Below are 23,418 nucleotides of genomic sequence, written 5' to 3'. Positions count from 1 at the left end.
ATGAATCCGCAATAGATTCACAGGGAATTTCAAAAAACTACTGAAGTTTTATAATTCGCAGCTAAACTGTACTTAATACTTTAAGTTGACGCTGTGTATGTCCGCAAATCATACCAATCCGGAAAGCCCGAACCCTGTTGTTTCGTTAAGTCGCTACAGCCATCTGCTGGAGCTCATGGTGTCCGGACACTCACTTTATACGCTGCTGGATGAACTGTGCTACCTGATCCAGGAACGTCAACCTGGCTGTCTAGCGTCTGTGCTGTTACTCAGTGAAGATGGATTGCGCCTGACGCACGGTGCTGCACCTTCGTTACCACAAGCATATATTGATGGCATCAATGGTGTTGAAATTGGCCAGGGTGTCGGTAGTTGTGGTACCGCTGCATACAACAAAGAACTGGTGGTTGTCGAAGACATCAATACCCACCCGTTCTGGCAACCCTACAAAGAGCTGGCTGCAATTGGTAATCTGCAAGCCTGCTGGTCACAGCCCATTTTTGGTGCCAATAACCAGGTGCTCGGCACCTTTGCGATGTATTACAACGAGCCGAAAGCTCCTTCTGTTGAAGATATCGTACTGATTCTTGAAGCCTCCAGGCTGGCACGTTTTGGTATCGAACACAGTCGCGCACAAACCCAGGGCAAGCTCAGCACTCTGGTTGCTCAGCACCTGCCAATGGGCATGATCACAACCGATGAAAACTTCCTGATTTCTGGGGTTAATCCGGCCTTCACTCATATCACCGGGTTTTCTGAACAAGACGTTATGGGCAAAACTCCGGATACTCTGGTCAGCACCCCAGACCAACTGGATCACTTTCGGGAAATTATTGCCAAGCTGCCGCCATCACGTAGCTGGACATCAGAAATTCAGGGCAAGCGCAAAAACCAGGAAACCTACACCGCCGAGATTTGTTTTTCAGCAATTCATGACAAAAACGGCAACATCATTAAAAGTGTGGCTTTGATCAGTGATATTTCTGAGCGAAAACGTTCCGAAGAAACCATTCAATATCTGGCCAATTACGATGTATTGACCAACTTCCCTAACCGCAACCTGTTTTACGAACACATGACCTGGGCGATTGAACAGGGAAATCACAAGAACGTGTCGTTCAGTGTCGCCATTCTCGACCTGGACTACTTCAAAGAAGTGAATGACAACCACGGCCATGATGCGGGTGATGAATTATTGATTCAGGCCGCTAACCGGCTAAAGAATTGCCTGAATCCAGGTGATACCCTTGCCCGTCTAGGGGGAGATGAGTTCGGCATTATCATCTCCGGCGATGATCGCCAACGCACAGAGCAAACGACTCAACATTGCCTGTCTAATCTGAGCAAACCATTTAAATTACGGCAGGTCAAAGAATGTCGTATTTCCAGCAGTCTGGGGATTGCACGTTTCCCTGAAGACGGCGGCACCATCTCACAACTGATGAAAGCCGCAGACCAGGCATTGTATGCCGCTAAGGCCGCCGGCCGTAACACCTGCAAGCACTTTACTCAGGAGATGCAACAAGAAGCCGTCGATCAGGCATTAATGCATCAGGATTTACGCCACGCCGTAGAGCGCAATGAACTGGAACTGCATTATCAGCCGATCCTTGATCTGAAAAGTAACTCGATCACACAGCTGGAAGCGCTGGTGCGCTGGAATCATCCGGACAGAGGCTTGGTACGACCGGATATTTTTATCCCTCTGGCTGAAAAAACCGGCATTATCCGCGAAATTGGTTATTGGGTACGGGAAGCAGCGCTAAAACAAATTAAACACTTTTCCCAGTTAGGTTTTGATCTTTCAGTATCGGTTAACTTGTCAACCGCTGAGTTTTTCGACAATGAACTGGCCGATCATATTCTTGGCCAAATTAAGAAAGCTGAGGTTTGCCCGAGCAAACTCACCATTGAAATTACCGAAAGTTTGTTTATTCAAAACCAGGCAGACACACAGAACTTTCTTGAGAAACTGAAAAACAATCAGGTGCAGATTGCCCTGGATGACTTTGGCACCGGCTTTTCATCCTTGTCCTACCTGTCCGCATTCCCGGTCGACAAATTAAAAATCGATAAAAGTTTTATCGACGACATGATTGGAGACAAACGCAAACAAGCTCTGGTAGATAGCATTATTTCTCTGGGCCACAGCCTAGATATGCAGGTAATTGCCGAAGGGATCGAGCAACAGGAACAACTATCTGAGCTGGAACAAAAGCAATGCGATAGTATTCAGGGCTACTTTTTATCGCGACCGCTGGATGCGATCTCCATTGAGATGTTTCTCTTTAATGAGCAGCAATCAAAAGACGCGGTTTCGGGTAATCCCCCAACAACACCTTAGCGTTTTTTGCTGGCCTTCTTTTTACGTAAAAAATCTTTTACCGGTGTTTTCTTTTCCGGTAGCGCTTTTTCGAAACGCTCTCGTATATCATTGACCTGAGTTTCTTTACGCTGATGCTCTTTGTCTTCACGCCGGCGTTGACTGGCCTTGGCAAAATCCACCACACTTGAAGACGAATTTTTAGCGACCATACGATTACCTCTTTCCCACACCTGAATGCCCGAATAGGCTAACATGACGACTTTTTAACGTCTTGCGAAATATCCATCATAAACTTACATATGAACCACGCGTCCTTACCCATCGATGAGGTTATGCCTCTACTTCAAGGCAAACTGCAACAACACAACAATGTTGTTTTAGTCGCTGCTCCAGGGGCAGGTAAAACAACACGCGTGCCCATCGCACTGATGGATGAAGCCTGGCTGTCAGACAAAAAAATTCTGATGCTGGAGCCGCGCCGTATCGCTACCCGTAATGCCGCACGGTTTATGGCACAGCAACTTGGCCAGCCTTGTGGTGAGACAGTGGGTTACCGGATGCGTTCCGAAAGTGTAGTCCGTCAGACCACTCAGGTTGAAGTCATTACCGAAGGATTACTGACACGCATGTTGTTGGAGGATCCGGAACTATCTGACGTTGGACTGATTATATTTGATGAGTTTCATGAACGAAATCTGCATTCTGACTTAGGATTAGCACTGGCACATAATTGTCAGCAGGTGTTCCGTGATGACCTGAAAATTCTGGTGATGTCAGCCACACTGGACGAACAGGCGTTAGCACAAAAGTTGGCAGCACCGGTGGTGATCAGCGATGGCCGTAGTTTTGCTGTAGAAACACACTATCGCCCTCCTTCAACGCCCTTAAGCCAGCATAAAAATGAACTGGCCAAACATTGCGTCAGCGTTATTTACGAAATATTAAAACAGCAACAGCCCGGCGATATTCTGGTGTTTCTGCCCGGTGTTGCCGAGATTGATGCGTTATTAGCACAGTGCGATTTCCCGGACTGCCAGATTTTTCCATTACATGGCCGCTTATCCGATCAGGCACAAAAACAAGCACTCAGACCTGACAGCGACGGACGGCGAAAAATCATTCTGGCGACCAATATTGCCGAAAGTTCGGTCACCATTGATGGTGTTCGTATTGTGATCGACAGCGGTCTGGAAAGAACACAACAATTTGATGTTCGTTCCGGTCTGGAACGGCTGGACAGCAGTATGATTTCGCAGGCTTCAGCGGATCAACGTCGTGGCCGCGCCGGACGTCAGGCCCATGGCCATTGTTATCGGCTTTGGTCTGAAAGCAGCCATGTAACACGCCCGGCACACTTGAGTGCTGAGATCGAACGCAGTGACTTATCGTTTCTGCTGATGTCGTTATACGCCTGGGGAATCTCCGCCAGTGATGCCACCTGGCTGACTTCCCCATCAACCGCGGCATTATCCCGGGCGCAACAACTGTTACAACAATTGGGCATGTTAAATGCCGATGAAAATGGCCTGAATCAGCACGGTGAGCGCATTGCAGCATCTGGTCTGTCGCCCCGTTGGGGGCATGCCCTGCTAACAGCCGAGCAACTGGGATTTGGTCAAGCGGCAGCTTTGTGTATTGCCCGCCTGCAATTATGTGAACGCCTGAGCCAATCGCCCGATGACCTTGAGTCGGCTTTTCGACGACTGTCTCCCTCACAACATCAACAGGCTCAACAACTGGCCAATGGCTGGATTAAGACGTTATCCCTGCAACCCGATAACTGCGCAGAAAATCTGGCATTAGTCATTGCCCTTGCCTACCCGGATCGTATCGCCCGGCAGCGCCATAACAGCAGTGATCAGTACCTGTTAACTTCAGGAACCGGTGTCAGTCTTTCCCACCATTCTCACCTGAACGGAAGTCCATGGTTGGCCATTGCTCATATTTCTGGCCAAAAGCCCGTTATCCGGCAAGCCGCTGAGTTATCCGATGCCGACATCGAGCAATTAATTCAGCTCTGTCCGGAATTATTAGCAGATCACATCGCTATTGAATGGCAGGAAAATGGCCATCTACTTGCTCGCCAACAGCAAAAATTAGGAAGCATTATCTGGCGCTCACAGGCCATCTCTGAACTAACAGAAAGTGATTGGCAAATTGCCTGGCTGAACTATTTTCAAAGCCATGACTTAAAGGATTTACCATGGGATACGGCCAGCAAAAATATATGCCAGCGTTGCGAATACCTCCGCTCTGAATTTCCTGAGATTCCAGCCATGACAGAGTCAGTCCTGATCGATGAGCTGAGCACCTGGCTACTCCCTTACCTGAATGGCTGCCGCCATTTGCGTGACTTGAAAAAACTGGATCTGAAATCAGCATTATTGTCCCGTCTTGAGTGGCCCCAGCAACAACAGCTGGAGCAACTATTGCCGACACATTGGCAAGTGAGCAGCGGCTCCAGAATCGCCATCGATTATCAGCAATCGCCACCAGTGCTGGCCGTTAAACTGCAGGAAATGTTTGGTGTGCCACAGCAACCTATGGTCTTGCAGGGAAAACTTCCACTGATGATTCATCTATTGTCTCCGGCCCAAAGACCTTTGGCCGTGACACAGGATCTGGCCAGTTTCTGGCAGAACGCATACCCGGAAGTCCGCAAAGAAATGCGCGGCCGCTACCCGAAACACCCATGGCCAGAGGACCCGCTTAGTGCCGAAGCAACCCGCTTCACCAAACGAAAAACGTGAACTTGTGCAGAAAAAAACACTCTGACTGGGTAATGGTTCGCAAATTAACCAAGCCTCACAATTATTTACCAGATTCTGCTGTTATAAATCGACATCCAGACTAGGCTGGTTTAAGCCTTCTGCTTTGTGGACTGAAAGGGTTGTACTGTGACAAAGTCAAAACTGCTATTACTTGGCCTGACCTCATCCGTGGCACTGATTGCCTTGATCACGGGTGTCAACTCAGCAAAAGACAGGGTTGTGATTGAAGCACAGCCGTCTACAGCGATATCGAAAGCAGTGACATCGGCAATAACGACAACACCAGCACCCTCAAACATTCAAACGACTTCCCAGGCGGAATCTAATCATATTCATACGCCTGATCTGAACACTCACCCGGCAGAAAACGCAACGTACCATACTGACTCACGTCAACATGAGCACAGTCACAACGATCAGGACATAGACATTCCCGTTGAAATTAATGCGTATATTGAGGCTCAGAGAATTCCACGGCATCAACTAAAAGCGGTCAAAAATCCGAATGGAAGTTATTCACTCGACCCTCAGGGTCAGTTTGAAACCGTTTCGATTGCAGTCATCGGAGAAGACGGCAAAGTTCATATCACGGAGAGACAAATTCAGCCAACCGCTGACTCCACCCAACAATAACAAAGAGGTCTGGCTAGATGTCTCTCCCCACTATCGTATCCCGCAGTTTGATTGCCGCTTCATTATTGGCCCCGATATCATCCCAAGCTGCCGTCACCATCGTAAATAATGATTCGGCCGGTGAAGGTTTTAATGACGTTACCGCAGTTTCAGCCGTCGGAGGAAATTCGGGAACAACGCTTGGACAGCAACGACTCAATGTATTTAACAAAGCGGCTGAAATACTCAATACCGTTTTTGATATTCAACAGCCCGTGCAGGTTAATGCACAGTTTAACCCTTTAACCTGTTCTCCCGGCTCCGCTGTATTAGGTCAGGCTGGGCCTGCTGACTTCACCTTTATTGACCAAGGTGGCGGTGATTTTATTGTCTACCCAGATGCACTTTATAACCAGATTTCAGGCTCTGATATTGACCCAGCGAATCTGGAAATTAATGCAACGTTCAACTCAACTCTGGATGCCGGCACCAGCTGTTTAGGCGGAACCAGCTGGTATTACGGCTTCAATGATAATCCTTCCGCTGGCAGTGCGTTGTTGCCGGTTGTGCTGCATGAAATTATGCATGGCATGGGCTTCTTAAGCCTATTAGGTTCCGATGGCGCATCCGGCGCTTCCGTTGGTCCACAACAGGTTTTTGATATCTATACTCGCCAGCTCAAACGTCAGAGCAATGGTATTTTGCTGAAAGACATGAATCAGAGCCAAAGAGCCTCTGCACTCATCAGCAACGGCGATCTGGTTTGGTCTGGTGCAAACGTCAATGCACGGGCCAATGAATTTACCTCCGGCATCAACAGTGGCAGCGTGAGAATGTACGCCCCCTCAACGTATCAAGGCGGCTCATCCGTCGGCCACTTTGATTCGGCACTTTCTCCTAACGAAATTATGGAGCCCAGCTACACGCAGTTTCTGGACGACCCGGGTCTGGCAACACAATTACTGGTCGATATTGGCTGGACCTTGGCTTCCCCTCCTTCACCTAACTCAGCCCCAGTGATTTCTTCTATCAGCAATCAGAGCCTGGATGAAGACAGTGATAAAACCCTCTCACTTTCGGCAACCGATGCCAACAACGATAGCCTGACGTTTTCCATTACCAATGCCCCCAGCCAATTAAATGCCAGTATTACAGGCACCACTCTGACGCTGGACCCCATTGCTGACTTTAATGGTAACGGCTCAGTGACTGTTCAGGTCAGTGACAGATCATTAACCGATTCCACCAGCTTTAACGTCACAGTCAATGCTGTGAACGATGCCCCGGTATTTAATGTTCAGAGTGATATTGATCTGGTTAACACCAATACCTCTGTCATTACGCTGTCGGCCACCGATATTGATTCGGCCAGCAACACGCTGGTGTATTCAGTCACCAGTTTTGATAGCGCCTCTCTGACAGCTTCCATCAGTGCAGACCAGCTCACCATCACACCGAAAGCAGGGATAACTGGTAGCAGTAATGTTTCCGTTCAGGTCAGTGATGGGGATAAAACCGACCAGCAAACCTTTGCGGTTAACCTGCGTAATCCAAATTTATCTAATCAGGCTCCGGTTCTAACCCCCGTTGGCAATCAGGTATTACTAGCCGGAGATACTCTGACGGTTAACCTGAGCGCAACCGATGCCGAAAATGACCCTCTCACCTACTCTGTATCGGGGTCAACAGCTCGTATTCAGGCCAGCATCAGTGGTGCTGCATTGATCATTACAGCAGCCGATGGGTTCAACGGCATCACCGATCTGACCGTATCTGTCAATGACGGTCAGGATAACGATTCTGAAATGTTCAATGTGACCGCGTATCCGGCTTTCACGCTATCAGATGGAAATAACCAAATTCGCAACGGAGAAACCCTTAGCGCCGGGCTGGCTACGACTGACCTGCAGCTCTCAGGAGGCAACAACCAACTGACATTGGCGGTTTTCTTTAATGGCGAGCAACGGGATGGGTTATTAACGAACAGTGATTCTGGATATCAACTGGCACCCCCAACCTCCGGTGCCTTTGCCGGTATTTATCGTGTCGATGTAACCGATAGCAATAACCTCAGCAGCCACTTTTTTATTGAACGCCCTCTGCGCTTAGTAACCAGTGCAACACCATTACTTGATCTTGCTGAACAACAGTTATGGATCGAGGGCGCTCCAGCCGGCAGCAATATTACGCTCAGCAGTGATACAGACAAACTTTCCTTCCAGAACACCACGGGCCAGGAAATTACGGAAGTTACTGCAACAGATCAGGACGAACTGTTTAATCGTGCGACGGCAAATCTCGAATTAGTGGCTGGGCAACTACCTGAAAACATCACATTTATGGCAGCCAGCCCCAATATTCCAGACAGCGAACAGCAGGTTGAGACGCTGGCGGGCAAAAATGTGTCCATTCAGGTGACAGATACATCCGCTAATGCGCTCAGCAATGCCAGTGTTAATGCTGAAGATAATCGTCTGGCAGACTGGAAGCTAACGGCATCGGTTCGCAGCAACGATAACGGTAATGCCCGGATGATTTTGCCACAGGAAGAGATACGGTTAACCATCACTGCTGATGATTTTATTGATCAGTCTGTGATCCTCAGTGCCAACGAAACAGACTTGACGGTTACAATGGAAAAAACGACCGCGCCTTTCACCTTAACGGGCCGAATCACAGCACAAGGCTTTAACTTCAGCAGCGAAAGACCACAGGTTCGTTTAAACCTGAGCGACGGTACTTCGGATAATCTTACGATTTCCCTGGACGAGTCCAATACAGTCACCCGTTTTGAAGCGCAACTCGACCTCAGCATCATTTCACCTGAATCCATTACCATCCAGCACAGTCAGGCCTCAACGCTGACACAGCCGATCCCACAGGGTATTGATGAGCTGGTACTCGAGCTTTTGTTACTGGCACTGCCTGTTAACAACGACGATGAAGCCATCGATACCGGCTCAGGTGGCGGCAACGGCACTTTGTTACTACTTTTAGTTACAATTCTATCTCTAATCAGAAGAAAGACATTCACAGCCTGAGCATTTACCTTCTATACTTCTCGTACACAGGCCGCAGCATATGTGCTGCGGTTTTGCTAAGGCCGGGAATTTCTACTGTACATGTTCAAGTTAAGATCTCAATTGACCTTCATCGTTATGTTGCTATTGCTCACAAGTCCGTCAGCAATCGCTCATTTGGTGAACACAGATAAAGAGAACTGGCTGATTCTGACTGATGAGCAGTCCAAAATTTCTACTGAGAAAGCCCTCTATATTCTTCAGGACCCACTCTCACAACTATCGTTATCCTATCTGAAGAACAATAAGATTCTGTTCTCCCCCTACCCCAAAAAAGTATTCAACGAAGGCTTTACCAAATCCGGCTATTGGCTGAAGTTTCATGTCCGCAATAACGCCCAGGCGCATACTAAATGGCTATTAGAGGTTGGTTACCCATTACTCGACCGGCTCGATATTTTTATTGAAGATAACGACGGCAACCGTCTTGCGTTATGGCAACTCGGGGATCTCAAATCTTTCGCAGAACGCCCTATTGAACACCGAAATTTTGTTGTGCCACTGGATTTTTCGGTTCATAAAGAACAAGTCGTATACTTAAATATTCACAGCAGTAGTTCGGTTCAGGCCCCGATCACCTTATGGAAAAGTGAATTTTTTATTGAAGAGCACTCAACCGAGCAATATGCCCTGGGGGTGTATTACGGCATGATGGCCGCGATGTTTCTGTACAATCTGTTTTTATGGATCAGTATTCGCGATAAAAGTTACCTGCTGTACATTGGTTACATTGCTTCTTTTGCAGCGCTCCAGCTATCAACCAGTGGTATTGGTTATCAATTTATCTGGAGTCTGTCCCCGGCTATTGCACAACTCGCGGTACCACTGACCATTGCATTGGTTGGCGTATTCGGTACCGCATTCACTCGCAGCTTCCTGCACACCGATATCAATTCAAAAAATGCAGACCGTGCTTTATTAGCCTGCATGGCAATGAGTGGTTTTACCGGGCTGTTGGCTTTTGTTTCCTCAACCGCAACGGTCATGGCACTTGCGGCTCCGGTTGTTCTGGCATTTTTATTGGTCATTTTATTTGCCTCGCTAACAACTCTGTTAAAAGGCAAACGAGAAGCGCGCTTTTTTCTGGCAGCCTGGGTGGCCTTTATTATTGGTGGCCTGATTACCATCATTACCATTTATGGCGCTCTTCCCAGTAATGTCTGGACCATTCATGCCAGTAAAATTGGCAGTGTCTTTGAAATTGTCTTGCTGTCGTTTGCATTAGCCGATCGGATCAATATTCTGCAGCATGACAAAGAACAAGCTGAGCAACGCATCAAGGATGAGCTGGAGCAAAAAGCCGAAAGCCTGATGGAATCGAACCGCCTGAAAAATGATTTCCTGGCGACCATCAGTCACGAATTCCGTACACCACTCAATGGGATTCTGGGATCACTGGAGTTGGCCGCAGACAGTCACCTTCAAGATGCCAATCTGGCTTTAAAAGACGCTCAAACCAGCGCCCATGAAATGTTGGAATTAGTGGACAATGTTCTCACCTATACTGAGTTACAGTCCGGAACACGAACGGTCAGCCCGGAAAATATTGAACTGAAACCCGTCCTTGCCGCCTTTTCAGAGTCTATTCGTCTTCGCTGCGAACATAAAAACCTGGCGTTTGAGTGCATTCAGGATAGCAGCCTGCCTGAACGCCTTTACATCGATATCAAATGTGTACGCCATGCTTTAAAAGCGTTGCTGGATAATGCCATTAAATTCACTGAAGCCGGGCATATTCGAGTCACCTTCTCCCTGGCAGAAATGGATCATATCGATTGCCTGGAAATTCAGATTCAGGATACAGGTATCGGTATGACAGACGTTGAGCTTGAACGTGTTTCGGGTTTTATGTCTCAAGTGGATTCCTCCTATCAGCGCCGCTATCAGGGCTTGGGAATCGGCTTGTCACTGGTGCGCGCAGTCTGCCATTGCCTGCAAGGTAACATCCATGTTTCTTCCCATAAAAATGAAGGTACAACGGTATTATTAAAGTTCCCTACCCGCAAAGCCAGCAGTGAATCCAACCCAAGACTGGCGTCACTCTCAACGTTCAATCTCGAGACCACCGACGAAAATGCGCTGGGGCATGTGCTTGTTGTAGAAGACAACACCATCAATCAGAAAGTCTTAAAAAGTATGCTGGGGCGTTTACAGCTTAAGGTGGACATTGCTGACAATGGTGAACAAGCCATTGAGTTATTAAACCGCCGTAGAAACTACCACTACGACCTGATCTTTATGGATTGCCAGATGCCGGTAATGGATGGCTTTGAAGCAACCCGGCAAATACGCAAGAGCCAGCTGAAAGAGAGCCATACGCCCATTATAGCGGTGACCGCTAATGCCATGTCCGGCGATGAGAAATTGTGTCTCGAAGCGGGTATGAACGACTACCTGAGTAAACCTATCAACCTGGATCAGGTTCGAGCAGCAGTATACAAGTGGGTGCCTTCTACTCATTGAAACGCTCACTGTCCTGCCTGTTAAGCCTCTGTTCTTTACATTTATTTTGATCAGGCCCCGGCCAATAACTTGATGCCCACCAACAATGTCACGACTTCATAAACCCGCTTAATCGCCAGATTTCCGGCAAGAATGGACGTGTGTGCACCAAGGTAGCCGCCCACTAACGAACCCGCAATCAAAACCGGAATCCAGCTCCATTGAACATCAGCCACGGTGCCCATCGTAATAGCACCGGTTCCATTCCAGCCTAAGCCAACAGCCACCAGAGTCTGAGCAACGGCGATCTTGTATTCCAGACCAAACCAATACACCAGCCATAAAGTCACAAACAAACCACTGCCCGCTGATAATGATCCATTTACAAAACCAATCAGTAATAAAACAACACCACCCATAAAAAATCCGAACCAATCACGATGTTTGTGGTCTGATTGCAGACCAAGCTGTGGTTTGAACCAGGAATAAACAGCCAGTGCCAGTGTTAACAGGCCCAGCGCTATTTCTGCGAGTCGTTCGGGAACGTCGAGAATAAAAAAGACGCCTCCAATCACTCCCGGTACACCTGCAAACAGGATCAGGGCCAGAATAACCTTGTCCAGATGGTTTTCACGTAAGTGACGGAGGGTTGCACCCACTCCTAACGCAACGGTAGCAATTTTATGTGTTGCCAACGCCAACGGAAAAGGTAACCCCATAAAAATCAGAATGGGGAGCTGAATCAAACCAGCGCCACCGCCGGCTAACGCTGAAAACCAGTTCGCCACCACAGCAATCAGAAATAACAGGATTTGTTCGCTATAATCCATACACACTCAAATTCGGGAGCTTTTATGCAATACGCTTTGTACTACTACGACATGTGTCCATTTTGCCAGCGGGTGTTGCGTGCCCTGCCAAACGTGAATGTCGAAGTAGAAAAACGCAATGTTTTAAAAGATCAGCAACATCGTAAATACCAGCAAAAAGAAACCGGCCGCACGACCGTGCCCTGCCTGCTGATTAAAGATGATAACGGCGAAGAAAACTGGATGTTTGAATCGGCCGATATCATCAACTACCTGAAGTCTCTCTGATCACTTCATTCGGTTACAGGCAGCGTTACGATCCTGCCTGTAGCAGTTTTTTTAAATCATCCTGGTCACCAATCAAACGACGAACCGTATCTACTACAGCCTGAGTTTGAGCATCCACTTCCAGATTCACCCAATCGCCAGCCTGAATGTCGCCAAATACCGTGACATCCAGCGTTTCTGGTATCAGATGCACCGCAAAACGCTCGTCTTCAACTTCAGCAATCGTCAGACTGCAACCGTTCAATGAAACAAAGCCCTTATCTAATAAATACGGCGCCAATTTGGCCGGACGCTGCATCCATACCACCCGATTATTGGTGCTATCAATCACATCGGTTACCGCAACTTGATCCATCACATGACCTGAAACCACATGGCCACCAATTTCATCCCCGTAGCGGGCCGCACGCTCTATATTCACCACCGTGCCGGACTCAAGTTGCCCCAGGTTTGTCACCTTCAGAGTCTGTCCAATAGCATCAAAACTGACCCGGTTATTGTCGATGGTGCGAACGGTCAGGCAGGTACCGTTAATCGAAACGGATGCACCTATTTCCAGCCCCTGTAACAAGCGCTCAGGAAAGTCGAAAATAAAGGTAGCAAACGCTTCCGCTCGCTTTACTTCTGTAACAGCAAGCTTAGTTTGCACAATGCCGGTAAACATAAATCACTCCCATCGGTACCAAGGGCGGCATTATGCACTAAAATAGAGAAACAGGGTTACCGACGGTGGATGGAGATTTGCAGCAGCTAACAGATAACAACCCCAATACACAAAACAGCCCCAGCGCACAAAACGATCTCGACACAGACAATATTGGGGCTAGCAGCATGGGTACCACAGATAGTTTCCAAACAGCCTCTGGTTATCAAAAAGCCAATGGCTATCAGAAAACCGGATTAATATTATCCGGTGGTGGCGCGCGTGCGGCGTATCAGGTTGGTGTATTAAAAGCCATTCACAAGATTCTTCCCCGTGGCGACTACAACCCATTCGATGTGATTTCAGGAACATCAGCCGGCGCCATCAACGGTATTGCGCTTGCCAGCTATGCCGATAATTACCGCATTGGTATACGCCACCTGGAACGTATCTGGTCACACTTTGAATGTGATCAGATCTACCGCACCGATTTCAAAGGTGTGTCTTCCACTCTGGCGAAACTTATTCGCAGCCTGGTGATTGGCCGTGGCTATAAACACGACCCGGTTTCGCTGTTAGATAATACGCCATTACGAAAACTGCTTTCAGAAGTCATTCGTTTTGACAATATTCAAACGGCCATCGACAACGGTGCATTGCATGCTATTGCGATCAACTGCTCGGGGCTGGAATCCGGTGAATCCGTGAGTTTTTTCCAGGGCCATTACAGCATTACCAACTGGCAACGAGAACGTCGCATTGGTTCACGTGCACGATTGAATGTTGATCATTTAATGGCTTCGTCTGCGATTCCTATGATTTTCCCGGCGATGAAAATCAATCGTGAATATTTTGCCGATGGTGCCGTTCGGCAGCTGGCACCCATCAGCCCGGCATTACACCTGGGCGCTGAAAAAATTATGGTGATTGGTGTCAGTGGTGTCGCACACAAACGCAAAGAACGCCGCCAACAACTGGAATATCCGACTCCAGCGAAAATGATGGGGCATATGCTGAACGCCGCCTTCCTTGATTCCATGGAAACCGATGTTGAGCGCTTACGACGGATCAACCGTACGGTTGAAAAAATTCCGGAAAAAATACGTCAGCAAGAAGGTATGGAATTACGCAAAATCGATTTACTGGAAATTAACCCCAGCCAGTCACTCGACGATATTGCCGGGGAACACGCCGATGAAATTCCTAAAGCCTTAAAAATGGCCATTGGTGGCAGTGGCAATACAAGCCGTAATGGCTCTGGTATTCTCAGTTACTTGTTATTTTCCAAAGGGTTCTGCCAGAACCTGATTGACCTGGGATATAACGATGCCATGACACGCGAAGATGAAATAAAAGAGTTTTTCTCTGATCATTTTGAAGGACGTGCGGTTAATCGCGCCAGTTAACGATGCCTGCTGAAGATTCCCTGAAATTACTCTCACCCCAAAAAATTGTTGTATTAACCGGTGCAGGCATATCGGCTGAGTCAGGTGTCAAAACATTCCGGGATAATGATGGGCTGTGGGAGCATCACAGAATTGAAGATGTCGCCACACCCGAGGCATTTGCGCGAGACCCGGAACTGGTTCAGCACTTCTACAATTTACGACGGGCTCAACTGAACGATGTTGCCCCAAACAGCGCCCACCATGCTCTGGCAGCGTTTGAACAGCATTTTCTGCAAAAAACGGATAATGAGTTTTTGCTGGTAACACAAAATGTTGACAACCTGCATGACCGGGCGGGCAGCAAAAATTTGCTGCATATGCATGGCGAACTCGCCTTGTCACGCTGTATTAACTCAGGACAAATACATCAGCAGAAACAACCCATAACCCCCGAAAGCCGCTGTACCTGCTGCCACATCAATCACAATACGCTGCGTCCTCATATTGTCTGGTTTGGTGAAATGCCGCTGCATATGGATACCATTTATCAGGCGCTGGAACAGTGTGATTTATTTATATCCATTGGCACTTCCGGGCATGTTTACCCAGCTGCAGGATTTGTTGAGATCGCTCGCGCAGCCGGCGCCTACACATTGGAAATAAATCTGGAACCCTCCCAGGTTAATCGCTTGTTTCATCAACATATCCAAGGACCTGCAGGCACAGAAGTTCCGAAGATTCTGAAAACCTGGCAGACAATCTGACCTCTATTAGTTCAATATTCAGAACAACAGGTTGCAGAATCAGCCGCTGATCAAACAGCCCTTTCATCACCTACAATACGCGCTAACCTTTATTCAGCACGCTATTTAACTTTAATCATCAGGAAAGCTATATGCGCTATCCCCTTATGTTGTTGCTCACCTTGTTTATCACCGCCTGTGGTCAGGTTGAAGATAATCAGCAAGAGCCACAGGTACGCCCGGTCAAAATCTATCAGGTGCCTCAGGCCAATGAAGTACTGATGCGGAAATTTCCCGCTCAAGTGCAGGCGGCAGAACAGGCCGCGCTCGCCTTTCGCCTGCCGGGTGAATTGTTACAACTTCCGGTTCATGCAGGTCAACAAGTGAAACGCGGAGAACTGCTGGCACGACTCGATCCGGTGAATTATCAGATTGCCGTCGATGACCGCAAAGCACGCTTCGATTTAGCCACCCTGCACTTCCGCCGAATCGAAGATCTGTATCGTCAACAACAGGTTTCAGAATCCCAGTATGACCGCGCCAAGGCGGAGCTTGATATCGCCCAAGCAGCACTGAATGCCGCAAAAACCGACCTGCAATACACTGCCCTGACAGCGCCATTCTCAGGTGTCATCGGCGAAGTCTACGTTGATAACCATCAACCGATTGCTGCTGGCTCACCGGTTGCAATGCTGCAAATTCAAAATCAACTCGAAGTACGCTTACAATTGCCCGAAAATTTAATGGCGAATATCAGCGATAATACCGATCAGGACAGCAGCAACTTATATCAGCCTGAAGTTGAATTTGAAGCATTGCCGGGCAAGCGTTTTTTAGCGACCTACAAAGAACACACAGCGCAAGCTGATCGGGCAACCGGCAGCTACACCGTTACCCTGACCTTACCACGCCCTCCTTCTCTGAACCTGCTGCCCGGCATGTCTGCCAGCGTTCATGTGGACCTTAATCAGGTACTCAGCAATATCAAAAACCAGATTCTGATTCCTGCCAGTGCTCTCTACCAAGGTCAGGAACTTGAACTGGGCAGTAATCAGGCATCTGTCTGGACAATCAAACCGGATATGACATTGGCCAAACGTAATATTGAAGTCGGACAGTTAACACAACAAGGAATTGAAGTGTTGTCCGGACTTCAGCCTGGGGAGCAAATCCTGGCCGCCGGTGTCCATCAGGCAAGCGAAGGTATGCGTGTTCGTCCCTGGATACAGGAAAGAGGCCTGTAATCATGAACGGACAACACAATACGAGTGTGAGCAATAACGCTGCGACTTATTTTATCCAACACTCCACCACCAGCTGGATGTTGTTATTGATTCTGCTTATTGGGGGTATCGTCAGCTATATGGGGTTGGGCCGACTGGAAGACCCTCAGTTTACGATTAAAGAAGCCATGGTCGTGACCTATTACCCTGGTGCGAATGCATTACAGGTAGAAGAAGAAGTCAGCGCGCCATTGGAAAGTGCAATTCAATCGTTGCCCTACATTGACCACGTCACCTCCATATCCAAAAGTGGTTTTTCCCAGATACACCTGATTATCAAGCCCACATACAAATCAAATCAGTTACCACAAATCTGGGATGAATTACGTCGAAAAGTTCGTGATGAGCAATCAGCCCTGCCACCCGGTGCTATCACCCCGATTGTTTTGGACGACTTTGCCGATGTGTATGGCGTTTTACTGTCACTCAGCGGCGATCATTATTCCTACCAGGAACTGGATGATTTTGCTGATTTTCTGAAGCGGGAGTTATCAACCGTAGAGGGCGTTGCCAAAGTTGAGTTTGCCGGTGCTCAGGAAGAGCAGGTTTTCATCGATATTTCGCGTGAAAAAATGGCGAACCTGGGGATTCCCATGTCACGCCTGTACAGCTTATTAAATACTCAGAACGCGGTTAGTGATGCAGGCCACGTTCGTTATGCTGGAGAGTATATACGTATCCACCCAACCGGGGAGTTTACTTCGGTGCAACAAATGGGTGACCTGTTAGTCAGCGACCCTGGTTCAGAAAAACTCATCTACCTGAAAGACATCGCCAATATTTCAGAGGGTATTTCAGATACACCAACTCACTTGGTTAATTATCGCTCTCAGCCGTCACTGCACATCGGTATATCGTTTAATCAGGGCGTCAACGTGGTCGAGATTGGCCATGCAATTCGCCATAAGCTGGCCGAGTTGAAATACAACCAACCGTTAGGAGTAGAACTAAACACACTGTATGACCAACCTGCCGAAGTAGAAGCGTCGTCCAAGGGCTTTGTTCTGAATTTGTTAATTTCGGTCATCATCGTTATTGCCGTGTTATTTGTATTTATGGGGCCGAGAGCTGGTCTGATTATTGGTCTTGTCTTATTTCTGACAATTCTGGGAACATTTATTGTGATGAAGTCGATGAATATCGAGCTTCATCGTATCTCTCTGGGCGCTCTTATTATTGCTCTCGGGATGTTGGTAGATAATGCACTGGTTATCACTGAAGGCATCATGGTTGGCTTACAAAAAGGCCAAAGCCGGGTTCGCGCCGCCTTTGAAATTGTCAAACAAACTCAATGGCCACTGCTCGGGGCAACCATTATTGCCATTACTGCATTTGCTCCTATCGGATTATCGCCAGATTCCACTGGTGAATTTGTTGGGCCGCTTTTCTATGTATTACTGATATCGCTACTGTTAAGTTGGTTTACGGCACTCAGCCTGACACCGTTTTTATGCAATCTGTTATTTGCCAAACAGGAAGAACAAGGCGCGTCAGACAAAACCGATACCGAGCCTTATAAAGGGGCGCTTTATGACTTTTACCGCACAGCACTCGCGCTGATGCTGCACAACCGTGCCACGACCGGAGTCGTTATGTTGGTTGCATTGTTAGCGGCTATTTATGGTTTCGGTTTTGTTAAGCAAAGCTTTTTCCCGCCGTCTAATACGCCGATGTTCCTGGTCGATATCTGGCTACCAGAAGGCAGCGATATTCATGCGACACAAAAACAGGCACAAGCTCTGGAACAGTATTTTCTTAAGCAGCCTGGCGTCGAGTTCACATCCTCTACGGTCGGTCAGGGTGAATTACGTTTTATGCTGACTTATGCTCCCGAGCGTCAGTATCGAGCTTTTGCGCAAGTCATGGTTCGTACAGAAGACCGTGACATGATCACCCCCATGATTGATGAAGCCAGAGTCTGGACCCAGCGCCAGATGCCGAGTTCTGAAATTAAATTCAAACGACTGGAAATTGGCCCGGCAACCAGTGCCAAAATCGAGGTTCGCTTTTTTGGCCCTGATCAGGTGAAGTTACGTCAGTTAGCCGAGCAGGCGAAAACAATACTGAAAGCCGACCCCTATGCCGATAATATTCGCCACGACTGGCGTGAAAGAGAAAAAGTTATCCGTCCGGTTTTTGATGAAGATAATGCCAGACGGGCCGGAATCTCCCGACAGGATCTGGACGATCTGCTCCTGTTGAGCGTATCCGGTAAACCGATTGGTATTTATCGCGAAGGCACCACTCTGAAACCGATTATCATGCGTCCGCCGGCCATCGAACGACTGGATATTGATAGCTTGATGGATCTGCAGATCTGGAGCCCAGTATTCAACCGCTACATCCCGATACAACAAGTGGTTGAGCGATTCGATCTGGTATTTGAAGATCCGATTATTGCCCGGCGCGACCGTAAACGCACCATTCAGATTTATGCTGACCCGACTCTGAACAGCGGATTAACTGCCAATGACCTGCTCAATCGTATACGCCCTGAAATTGAGGCCATAGAGTTACCTCCGGGTTATGAACTGGAATGGGGTGGTGAATTTGAAGCATCAACCGACGCGGAAGAAAGCGTCTATGCGTCACTGCCACTGGGCTACCTGTTCATGTTTATTATTACGGTCTTGCTGTTTAATGAACTGCGCAGCGCTCTGGTGATCTGGGCATGTGTGCCGTTGGCAATCATTGGTGTTGCTGCCGGTATGCTGGTGCTTAATGCGGAATTTGGCTTTATGGCCTTGCTGGGGTTACTCAGTTTGTCCGGCATGATTGTGAAAAACGGGATTGTTCTGGTCGATCAAATCCGCCTCGAAATCGCTCAGGGCAAAGCCGAATACGATGCGGTTTTTGATGCATCAATCAGTCGTTTGCGGCCGGTAACCATGGCAGCTTTAACCACGATTCTGGGGTTATTACCGCTGCTGATTGACCCGTTTTTCAGTGCCATGGCAGTGGTTATTTGTTTTGGTCTGGCCTTCGCAACCGTACTGACGCTAGGTGTTGTTCCGGTGCTGTATGCCATGATGCATGGTATTCGCAACCCTGAATAATTCAGAACATCCAACCCAATAAAAAAGGGGCATTTCGTTACCGAAATGCCCCTTTTTTTGATTCCAAATCGATTACTCAAAGTGTGCAAAAATTGCAACAAACGCCTGGTTAATTTCATCCTGCGTTTTTTCTTCCTGAGCAATTTCAGAAGAGCCGCTGGTCAACCAGATAGAACGCTTATCCGCAACATCATTAATATTGATCACCAGCTTAGCAATTTTCGCTGAAGCTACATCATGACGGGTGTACATGCCCTGGCCTGTTGGGTAGTACTGCATATTCAGTTTTTGAGTGTTCTTAACGCCAACGGCATATTCCACTAACAGATCAGCCCCCTGGTCTACATATTTAAGGCCCTTTTGTTCCAGGGCAAACTTAATCGCCTGACCGACCTTTCCCATTGCCTGTGGCGTGGTGCCTTTGACATTATCAATCGATTTCAGCGTGAAGGTCTGGTAATCCGCAGCATGACGATCCGGTGATTGGCGGTAATCCAGCGGCGCATTGGCAGAGCAACCGATTAAGAAACAAGCGGTGATGAAGGCAGCTAACAATTTCATTTCATTATCCTTATTGTTGAGGGTTAGAGTCTGCTGGCTAGGGAGATGTGGCATCCTGACCAGCGACATCAGCTGTTTTTCAGGTTGAGATTACCGAATTTCTACCAAAGTCGCATCCTTTAATATGGATCATTGGTCATACCAAAGAGACCCCATATTCTCTCGTTTCCGGGAGGGTCTACAACCAAGCCGATAAGTATTATTACGCACAACCAATAAGCACTTATCGCCCAGCAACTTCGCAATAACGAAATAACCCCGCAGTCATGCGAATAGGCTCTGAATCATCCGCATTGCACTATCAATTACAGCATTGAGCACTTTGCCCGGAGCAGGTCTCAATCCGGTTACCCAACAACCCAAAGGATAACAACAAATGATCAGCCTTAACCGTATGAAACGCTGGCTTGCTGCCGGTGTCTGTACCCTAGCCATTGTTGCCCCCACTCAGGCAGCAGAAAAAGTTTACCGCCTGAAGCTGGCCGAAACCTGGCCAACGAACTTCCCGGTTTTTGGTGATGCGCCACGCAATATGGCAGCCATGGCCGAAAAAATGTCTAAAGGTCGACTGAAAATCACCATCGATTCCAAAAACAAACACAAAGCACCCTTAGGTGTCTTTGATATGGTTCGTGCTGGCCAGTATGACATGGGTCACTCAGCGTCTTATTACTGGAAGGGCAAAGTACCAGCAACGCTGTACTTCACAACCATGCCATTTGGTATGACAGCACCGGAACAATATTCCTGGTTCTACTACGGCGGTGGTATGGAGCTGATGGAAAAAGTCTACAGCAAATACAACGTGTTAAGTTTCCCGGGTGGTAACACCGGTAACCAAATGGGTGGTTGGTTCCAGAAAGAAATCAACTCTCTGGATGACTTAAAAGGCCTGAAAATGCGTATCCCGGGCTTTGCTGGCGAAGTACTGGCGAAACTGGGTGCCAAACCAACCAATATCCCGGCGGGCGAACTGTACACCGCACTGGAACGCCGTACCATCGATGCTTTGGAATGGGTAGGCCCGTCTCTGGACCTGCGCATGGGTTTCCACAAAATTGCACCGTTCTACTACACCGGTTGGCATGAACCAGCCACTGAGCTGCAATTTATGATCAACAAGCGTAGCTGGGACCGTTTACCGGCAGATCTGCAGGAAATCCTGCGTGTTGCCATGCGTACCGCCGCTTATGACATGTACATCCAGTCGTACCATGAGTCTGCAGAGAACCTGCAAAAAATTGAAAACGAGTACAAAAACGTACAAATCAAAACCTTCCCGGAATCAGTCATGAGCGCCATGCGCAAAGCCAACGAAGAACTGCTGGCTGAAAAAGCGGCTGCTGACCCTCTGGCAAAAGAAATTCTGGATTCACAGGCAAGCTACCTGAAAAAAGCGCGCCGCTGGACCGAAATTTCTGACAAAGCGTACCTGAACAGTATCGCGCAATAACCCCAACCTCTGACTGCGACGGCTGAATACATAGCCGTTACAGTCAATAAAAATAACTCCAGGCACTAGCCGCTGCTGTGAAGCATTGGCTAGTGCAAGTAACACCGGAGAATCCCATGCTTTATCAGGCCGAGCGTTTTATAAACCGCTTTTCTGAATTACTCGGAACAATTTCTGCCATCTTGTTCCTGTTGATGCTGGTGAATGTCTTTATTGATGTTGTCATGCGTTACGCCCTGAATGATGTTTCCATCGGCATGCAGGAAATGGAATGGCATCTGTTTGCCGCCATGTTCATGTTAGGCGTCCCATACACCTTAAAAGTTGGTGGCCATGTTCGTGTCGATTTAATTTATGAAGGTCGTAGCGATCGCACCAAATCCCTGATCGATATTCTGGGTGGCTTTATTTTATTACTGCCCTTCTGCTTACTGGTCGCGTATTACGGCGTCGATTTCGCCAAAGAAGCTTACGCGCTGGGTGAGACCTCGGGAGACCCTGGTGGTTTACCTCACCGCTGGATCATTAAAGCGGTTATTCCTTTTGCATTTTTCGCCACGGCCATTGCCGGTGTTGGCTTAATTTTGCAAAGCATTCGAGTGGCGCTGCACCCGGAGCAGGCTAAACACATCAACCCACACGAGCCAGAATTATGATCGGTATTGTCATGTTTTTTGTTGCCCTGCTGATGCTGTTATTCGGCTTCCCAGTGGCATTTACCTTTGGCGGCGTCGCCTTGATTTTCGGTTTGATCGCCGAAGGTCCTGATATGTTTGCATTTATGCCCTTCCGCATTCAGAGCATTATGGAAAATGTGGTGCTGATGGCAGTGCCTCTGTTTATTTTCATGGGCATCGTATTACAGAAAACCCGATTAGCAGAACAGTTACTGGAATCCATGGGTAAGCTGTTTGGTGGCGTTCGTGGCGGTCTGGCAATTTCTACCGTTCTTGTGGGTGCTCTGTTAGCCGCATCAACCGGCGTTGTTGGCGCTTCTGTTGTGGCAATGGGCCTGATTTCACTGCCGGTAATGATGAAATACAATTACGACAAATCGTTAGCTTGCGGCACAATTTGCGCGTCAGGCACCTTAGGACAAATTATCCCACCTTCTATCGTACTGATCATTCTGGGTGACGTACTGGGTATCCCTGTGGGCGATTTATTCCAGGCGGCCGTCGGCCCGGGCATGATGCTGGTTGGTATTTATATCGCCTACATCCTGATTTATTCCTGGATCAAACCTGAGGTTGCTCCGGCAATGCCAATGGATGAAGATGCAGGCAATAAACGTGAAGAATACATGCGTGCAATCAAAGCGATTATCCCACCACTGGCGCTGATTCTGATTGTATTAGGTTCTATTTTTGCGGGCATTGCCACACCAACAGAATCCTCTGCACTGGGCGGTATCGGAGCCATTATCCTGTCGGTTGTTTACGGCCAGTTCAGTTTCAAAATGCTGTATGAATCCGCTCAGGAAACCGTCAAAATTTCTTCCATGGTTTTCGCTATTCTGTTGGGCGCAACGGCATTTTCTATGGCCTTCAGCTACACTGGTGGTGATTACATCGTTGAAGAAATTTTATCCGGCTTGCCGGGTGGCCAGATGGGTTTCCTGATTCTGTCGATGGTTGCCATTCTGATTCTGGGCTTCTTTATCGATTTTGTGGAAATCAGCTTTATTATTGTTCCGATTTTGGCACCTGCAGCGATTGCGCTGGATATTGCCCCGGTTTGGTTTGCCATTCTGATCGCGATGAACTTACAGACATCGTTCCTGACGCCACCGTTTGGCTTCAGCCTGTTCTACCTCAAAGGGGTAGCACCGGACGGCGTCAGAACAACCGATATTTATCGCGGTGTGATGCCATTTATCATGATCCAGGTGGCTGTTGTAATCTCCATTCTGCTGTTCCCGGAGTTTTACGGCCTGACCGATTATTAACAACACACTATGAAA

At 48.0% G+C, this 23,418-nt stretch carries 17 protein-coding genes; 13 read left to right on the top strand and 4 right to left on the bottom strand.

The features are described from left to right. Positions 1-97 precede the first annotated feature (97 nt). Positions 98-2,344, top strand: a complete 2,247-nt coding sequence (locus KFF03_RS07195) for an EAL domain-containing protein (RefSeq protein WP_255860232.1) — start codon at positions 98-100, stop codon at positions 2,342-2,344. Here the strand turns inward: KFF03_RS07195 and KFF03_RS07190 are convergent. After that, positions 2,341-2,580, bottom strand: a complete 240-nt coding sequence (locus KFF03_RS07190) for a tRNA (uracil-5-)-methyltransferase (RefSeq protein ID WP_255860230.1) — start codon at positions 2,578-2,580, stop codon at positions 2,341-2,343. The two genes, KFF03_RS07195 and KFF03_RS07190, sit on opposite strands and share 4 nt — an antisense overlap. Positions 2,581-2,625: 45 nt before the next feature. Between KFF03_RS07190 and hrpB the strand changes: the two genes are divergently transcribed. The 4 genes from hrpB to KFF03_RS07170 all read left to right on the top strand — a co-directional run bounded on the left by hrpB (position 2,626) and on the right by KFF03_RS07170 (position 11,252). Further along, a complete protein-coding gene (hrpB, locus tag KFF03_RS07185) occupies positions 2,626-5,076 on the top strand; it encodes an ATP-dependent helicase HrpB (protein ID WP_255860221.1) in 2,451 nt (816 codons plus the stop codon). Positions 5,077-5,223: 147 nt separating this feature from the next. Next, on the top strand, positions 5,224-5,730 hold the full coding sequence (locus KFF03_RS07180; protein ID WP_255860219.1) for a hypothetical protein: 507 nt from the start codon (positions 5,224-5,226) through the stop codon (positions 5,728-5,730). A gap of 17 nt (positions 5,731-5,747) precedes the next feature. Beyond that, positions 5,748-8,750, top strand: a complete 3,003-nt coding sequence (locus KFF03_RS07175; protein WP_255860211.1) for an Ig-like domain-containing protein — start codon at positions 5,748-5,750, stop codon at positions 8,748-8,750. Between the two features lie 159 nt (positions 8,751-8,909). Then, positions 8,910-11,252, top strand: a complete 2,343-nt coding sequence (locus KFF03_RS07170; RefSeq protein ID WP_255860209.1) for a hybrid sensor histidine kinase/response regulator — start codon at positions 8,910-8,912, stop codon at positions 11,250-11,252. Positions 11,253-11,302: 50 nt separating this feature from the next. On the opposite strand, the gene KFF03_RS07165 is transcribed toward KFF03_RS07170, so the two are convergent. After that, entirely contained in the window at positions 11,303-12,061 is a 759-nt protein-coding gene (locus KFF03_RS07165) for a sulfite exporter TauE/SafE family protein (protein ID WP_255860207.1), read from the bottom strand. A gap of 24 nt (positions 12,062-12,085) precedes the next feature. Here KFF03_RS07165 and KFF03_RS07160 point away from each other — a divergent pair, with 24 nt between their 5' ends. After that, entirely contained in the window at positions 12,086-12,328 is a 243-nt protein-coding gene (locus KFF03_RS07160; RefSeq protein WP_255860205.1) for a glutaredoxin, read from the top strand. A gap of 25 nt (positions 12,329-12,353) precedes the next feature. On the opposite strand, the gene KFF03_RS07155 is transcribed toward KFF03_RS07160, so the two are convergent. After that, on the bottom strand, positions 12,354-12,992 hold the full coding sequence (locus KFF03_RS07155) for a riboflavin synthase subunit alpha (protein ID WP_255860203.1): 639 nt from the start codon (positions 12,990-12,992) through the stop codon (positions 12,354-12,356). 65 nt (positions 12,993-13,057) lie between these two features. Between KFF03_RS07155 and KFF03_RS07150 the strand changes: the two genes are divergently transcribed. From KFF03_RS07150 to KFF03_RS07135, 4 genes are all read left to right on the top strand, one after another. Next, on the top strand, positions 13,058-14,377 hold the full coding sequence (locus KFF03_RS07150) for a patatin-like phospholipase family protein (protein ID WP_255860201.1): 1,320 nt from the start codon (positions 13,058-13,060) through the stop codon (positions 14,375-14,377). A gap of 2 nt (positions 14,378-14,379) precedes the next feature. Further along, complete coding sequence (gene cobB / locus KFF03_RS07145; RefSeq protein ID WP_255860199.1) at positions 14,380-15,123, top strand: Sir2 family NAD+-dependent deacetylase; 744 nt, start codon at positions 14,380-14,382, stop codon at positions 15,121-15,123. A 131-nt stretch (positions 15,124-15,254) separates the two neighbouring features. After that, positions 15,255-16,346: an efflux RND transporter periplasmic adaptor subunit gene (locus KFF03_RS07140; RefSeq protein WP_255860197.1), complete on the top strand. Its 1,092-nt coding sequence runs from the start codon at positions 15,255-15,257 to the stop codon at positions 16,344-16,346. A gap of 2 nt (positions 16,347-16,348) precedes the next feature. Beyond that, on the top strand, positions 16,349-19,441 hold the full coding sequence (locus KFF03_RS07135) for an efflux RND transporter permease subunit (RefSeq protein WP_255860195.1): 3,093 nt from the start codon (positions 16,349-16,351) through the stop codon (positions 19,439-19,441). Between the two features lie 72 nt (positions 19,442-19,513). Here KFF03_RS07135 and KFF03_RS07130 read toward each other — a convergent pair whose 3' ends face one another. After that, positions 19,514-20,002 (bottom strand): DUF4136 domain-containing protein, encoded by a 489-nt coding sequence (locus tag KFF03_RS07130; protein WP_255860193.1) that lies wholly within the window; start codon positions 20,000-20,002, stop codon positions 19,514-19,516. A 394-nt stretch (positions 20,003-20,396) separates the two neighbouring features. On the opposite strand from KFF03_RS07130, the gene KFF03_RS07125 reads away from it, so the two are divergent. The 3 genes from KFF03_RS07125 (at position 20,397) to KFF03_RS07115 (ending at position 23,403) form a co-directional block, all read left to right on the top strand. Then, a complete protein-coding gene (locus KFF03_RS07125; protein ID WP_255860858.1) occupies positions 20,397-21,455 on the top strand; it encodes a TRAP transporter substrate-binding protein in 1,059 nt (352 codons plus the stop codon). Between the two features lie 116 nt (positions 21,456-21,571). Beyond that, positions 21,572-22,111: a TRAP transporter small permease subunit gene (locus tag KFF03_RS07120; RefSeq protein WP_255860192.1), complete on the top strand. Its 540-nt coding sequence runs from the start codon at positions 21,572-21,574 to the stop codon at positions 22,109-22,111. Beyond that, entirely contained in the window at positions 22,108-23,403 is a 1,296-nt protein-coding gene (locus KFF03_RS07115; RefSeq protein WP_255860188.1) for a TRAP transporter large permease subunit, read from the top strand. Before KFF03_RS07120 ends, KFF03_RS07115 begins: the two co-directional genes overlap by 4 nt. The last annotated feature ends 15 nt before the right edge of the window (positions 23,404-23,418 follow it).

Source organism: Bacterioplanoides sp. SCSIO 12839 (assembly GCF_024397975.1).
Classification (GTDB): Bacteria; Pseudomonadota; Gammaproteobacteria; order Pseudomonadales; family Oceanobacteraceae; genus Bacterioplanoides.
This window is presented reverse-complemented; position numbering and strand designations above follow the sequence as displayed.

Coding starts and splice junctions, on each gene's coding strand:
- KFF03_RS07195 (WP_255860232.1), top strand. CDS start 98: ATGTCCGCAAATCATACCAATCCGGAAAGCCCGAACCCTGTTGTTTCG.
- KFF03_RS07190 (WP_255860230.1), bottom strand. CDS start 2,580: ATGTTAGCCTATTCGGGCATTCAGGTGTGGGAAAGAGGTAATCGTATG.
- hrpB (WP_255860221.1), top strand. CDS start 2,626: ATGAACCACGCGTCCTTACCCATCGATGAGGTTATGCCTCTACTTCAA.
- KFF03_RS07175 (WP_255860211.1), top strand. CDS start 5,748: ATGTCTCTCCCCACTATCGTATCCCGCAGTTTGATTGCCGCTTCATTA.
- KFF03_RS07165 (WP_255860207.1), bottom strand. CDS start 12,061: ATGGATTATAGCGAACAAATCCTGTTATTTCTGATTGCTGTGGTGGCG.
- KFF03_RS07160 (WP_255860205.1), top strand. CDS start 12,086: ATGCAATACGCTTTGTACTACTACGACATGTGTCCATTTTGCCAGCGG.
- KFF03_RS07155 (WP_255860203.1), bottom strand. CDS start 12,992: ATGTTTACCGGCATTGTGCAAACTAAGCTTGCTGTTACAGAAGTAAAG.
- cobB (WP_255860199.1), top strand. CDS start 14,380: ATGCCTGCTGAAGATTCCCTGAAATTACTCTCACCCCAAAAAATTGTT.
- KFF03_RS07140 (WP_255860197.1), top strand. CDS start 15,255: ATGCGCTATCCCCTTATGTTGTTGCTCACCTTGTTTATCACCGCCTGT.
- KFF03_RS07135 (WP_255860195.1), top strand. CDS start 16,349: ATGAACGGACAACACAATACGAGTGTGAGCAATAACGCTGCGACTTAT.
- KFF03_RS07130 (WP_255860193.1), bottom strand. CDS start 20,002: ATGAAATTGTTAGCTGCCTTCATCACCGCTTGTTTCTTAATCGGTTGC.
- KFF03_RS07125 (WP_255860858.1), top strand. CDS start 20,397: ATGAAACGCTGGCTTGCTGCCGGTGTCTGTACCCTAGCCATTGTTGCC.
- KFF03_RS07120 (WP_255860192.1), top strand. CDS start 21,572: ATGCTTTATCAGGCCGAGCGTTTTATAAACCGCTTTTCTGAATTACTC.
- KFF03_RS07115 (WP_255860188.1), top strand. CDS start 22,108: ATGATCGGTATTGTCATGTTTTTTGTTGCCCTGCTGATGCTGTTATTC.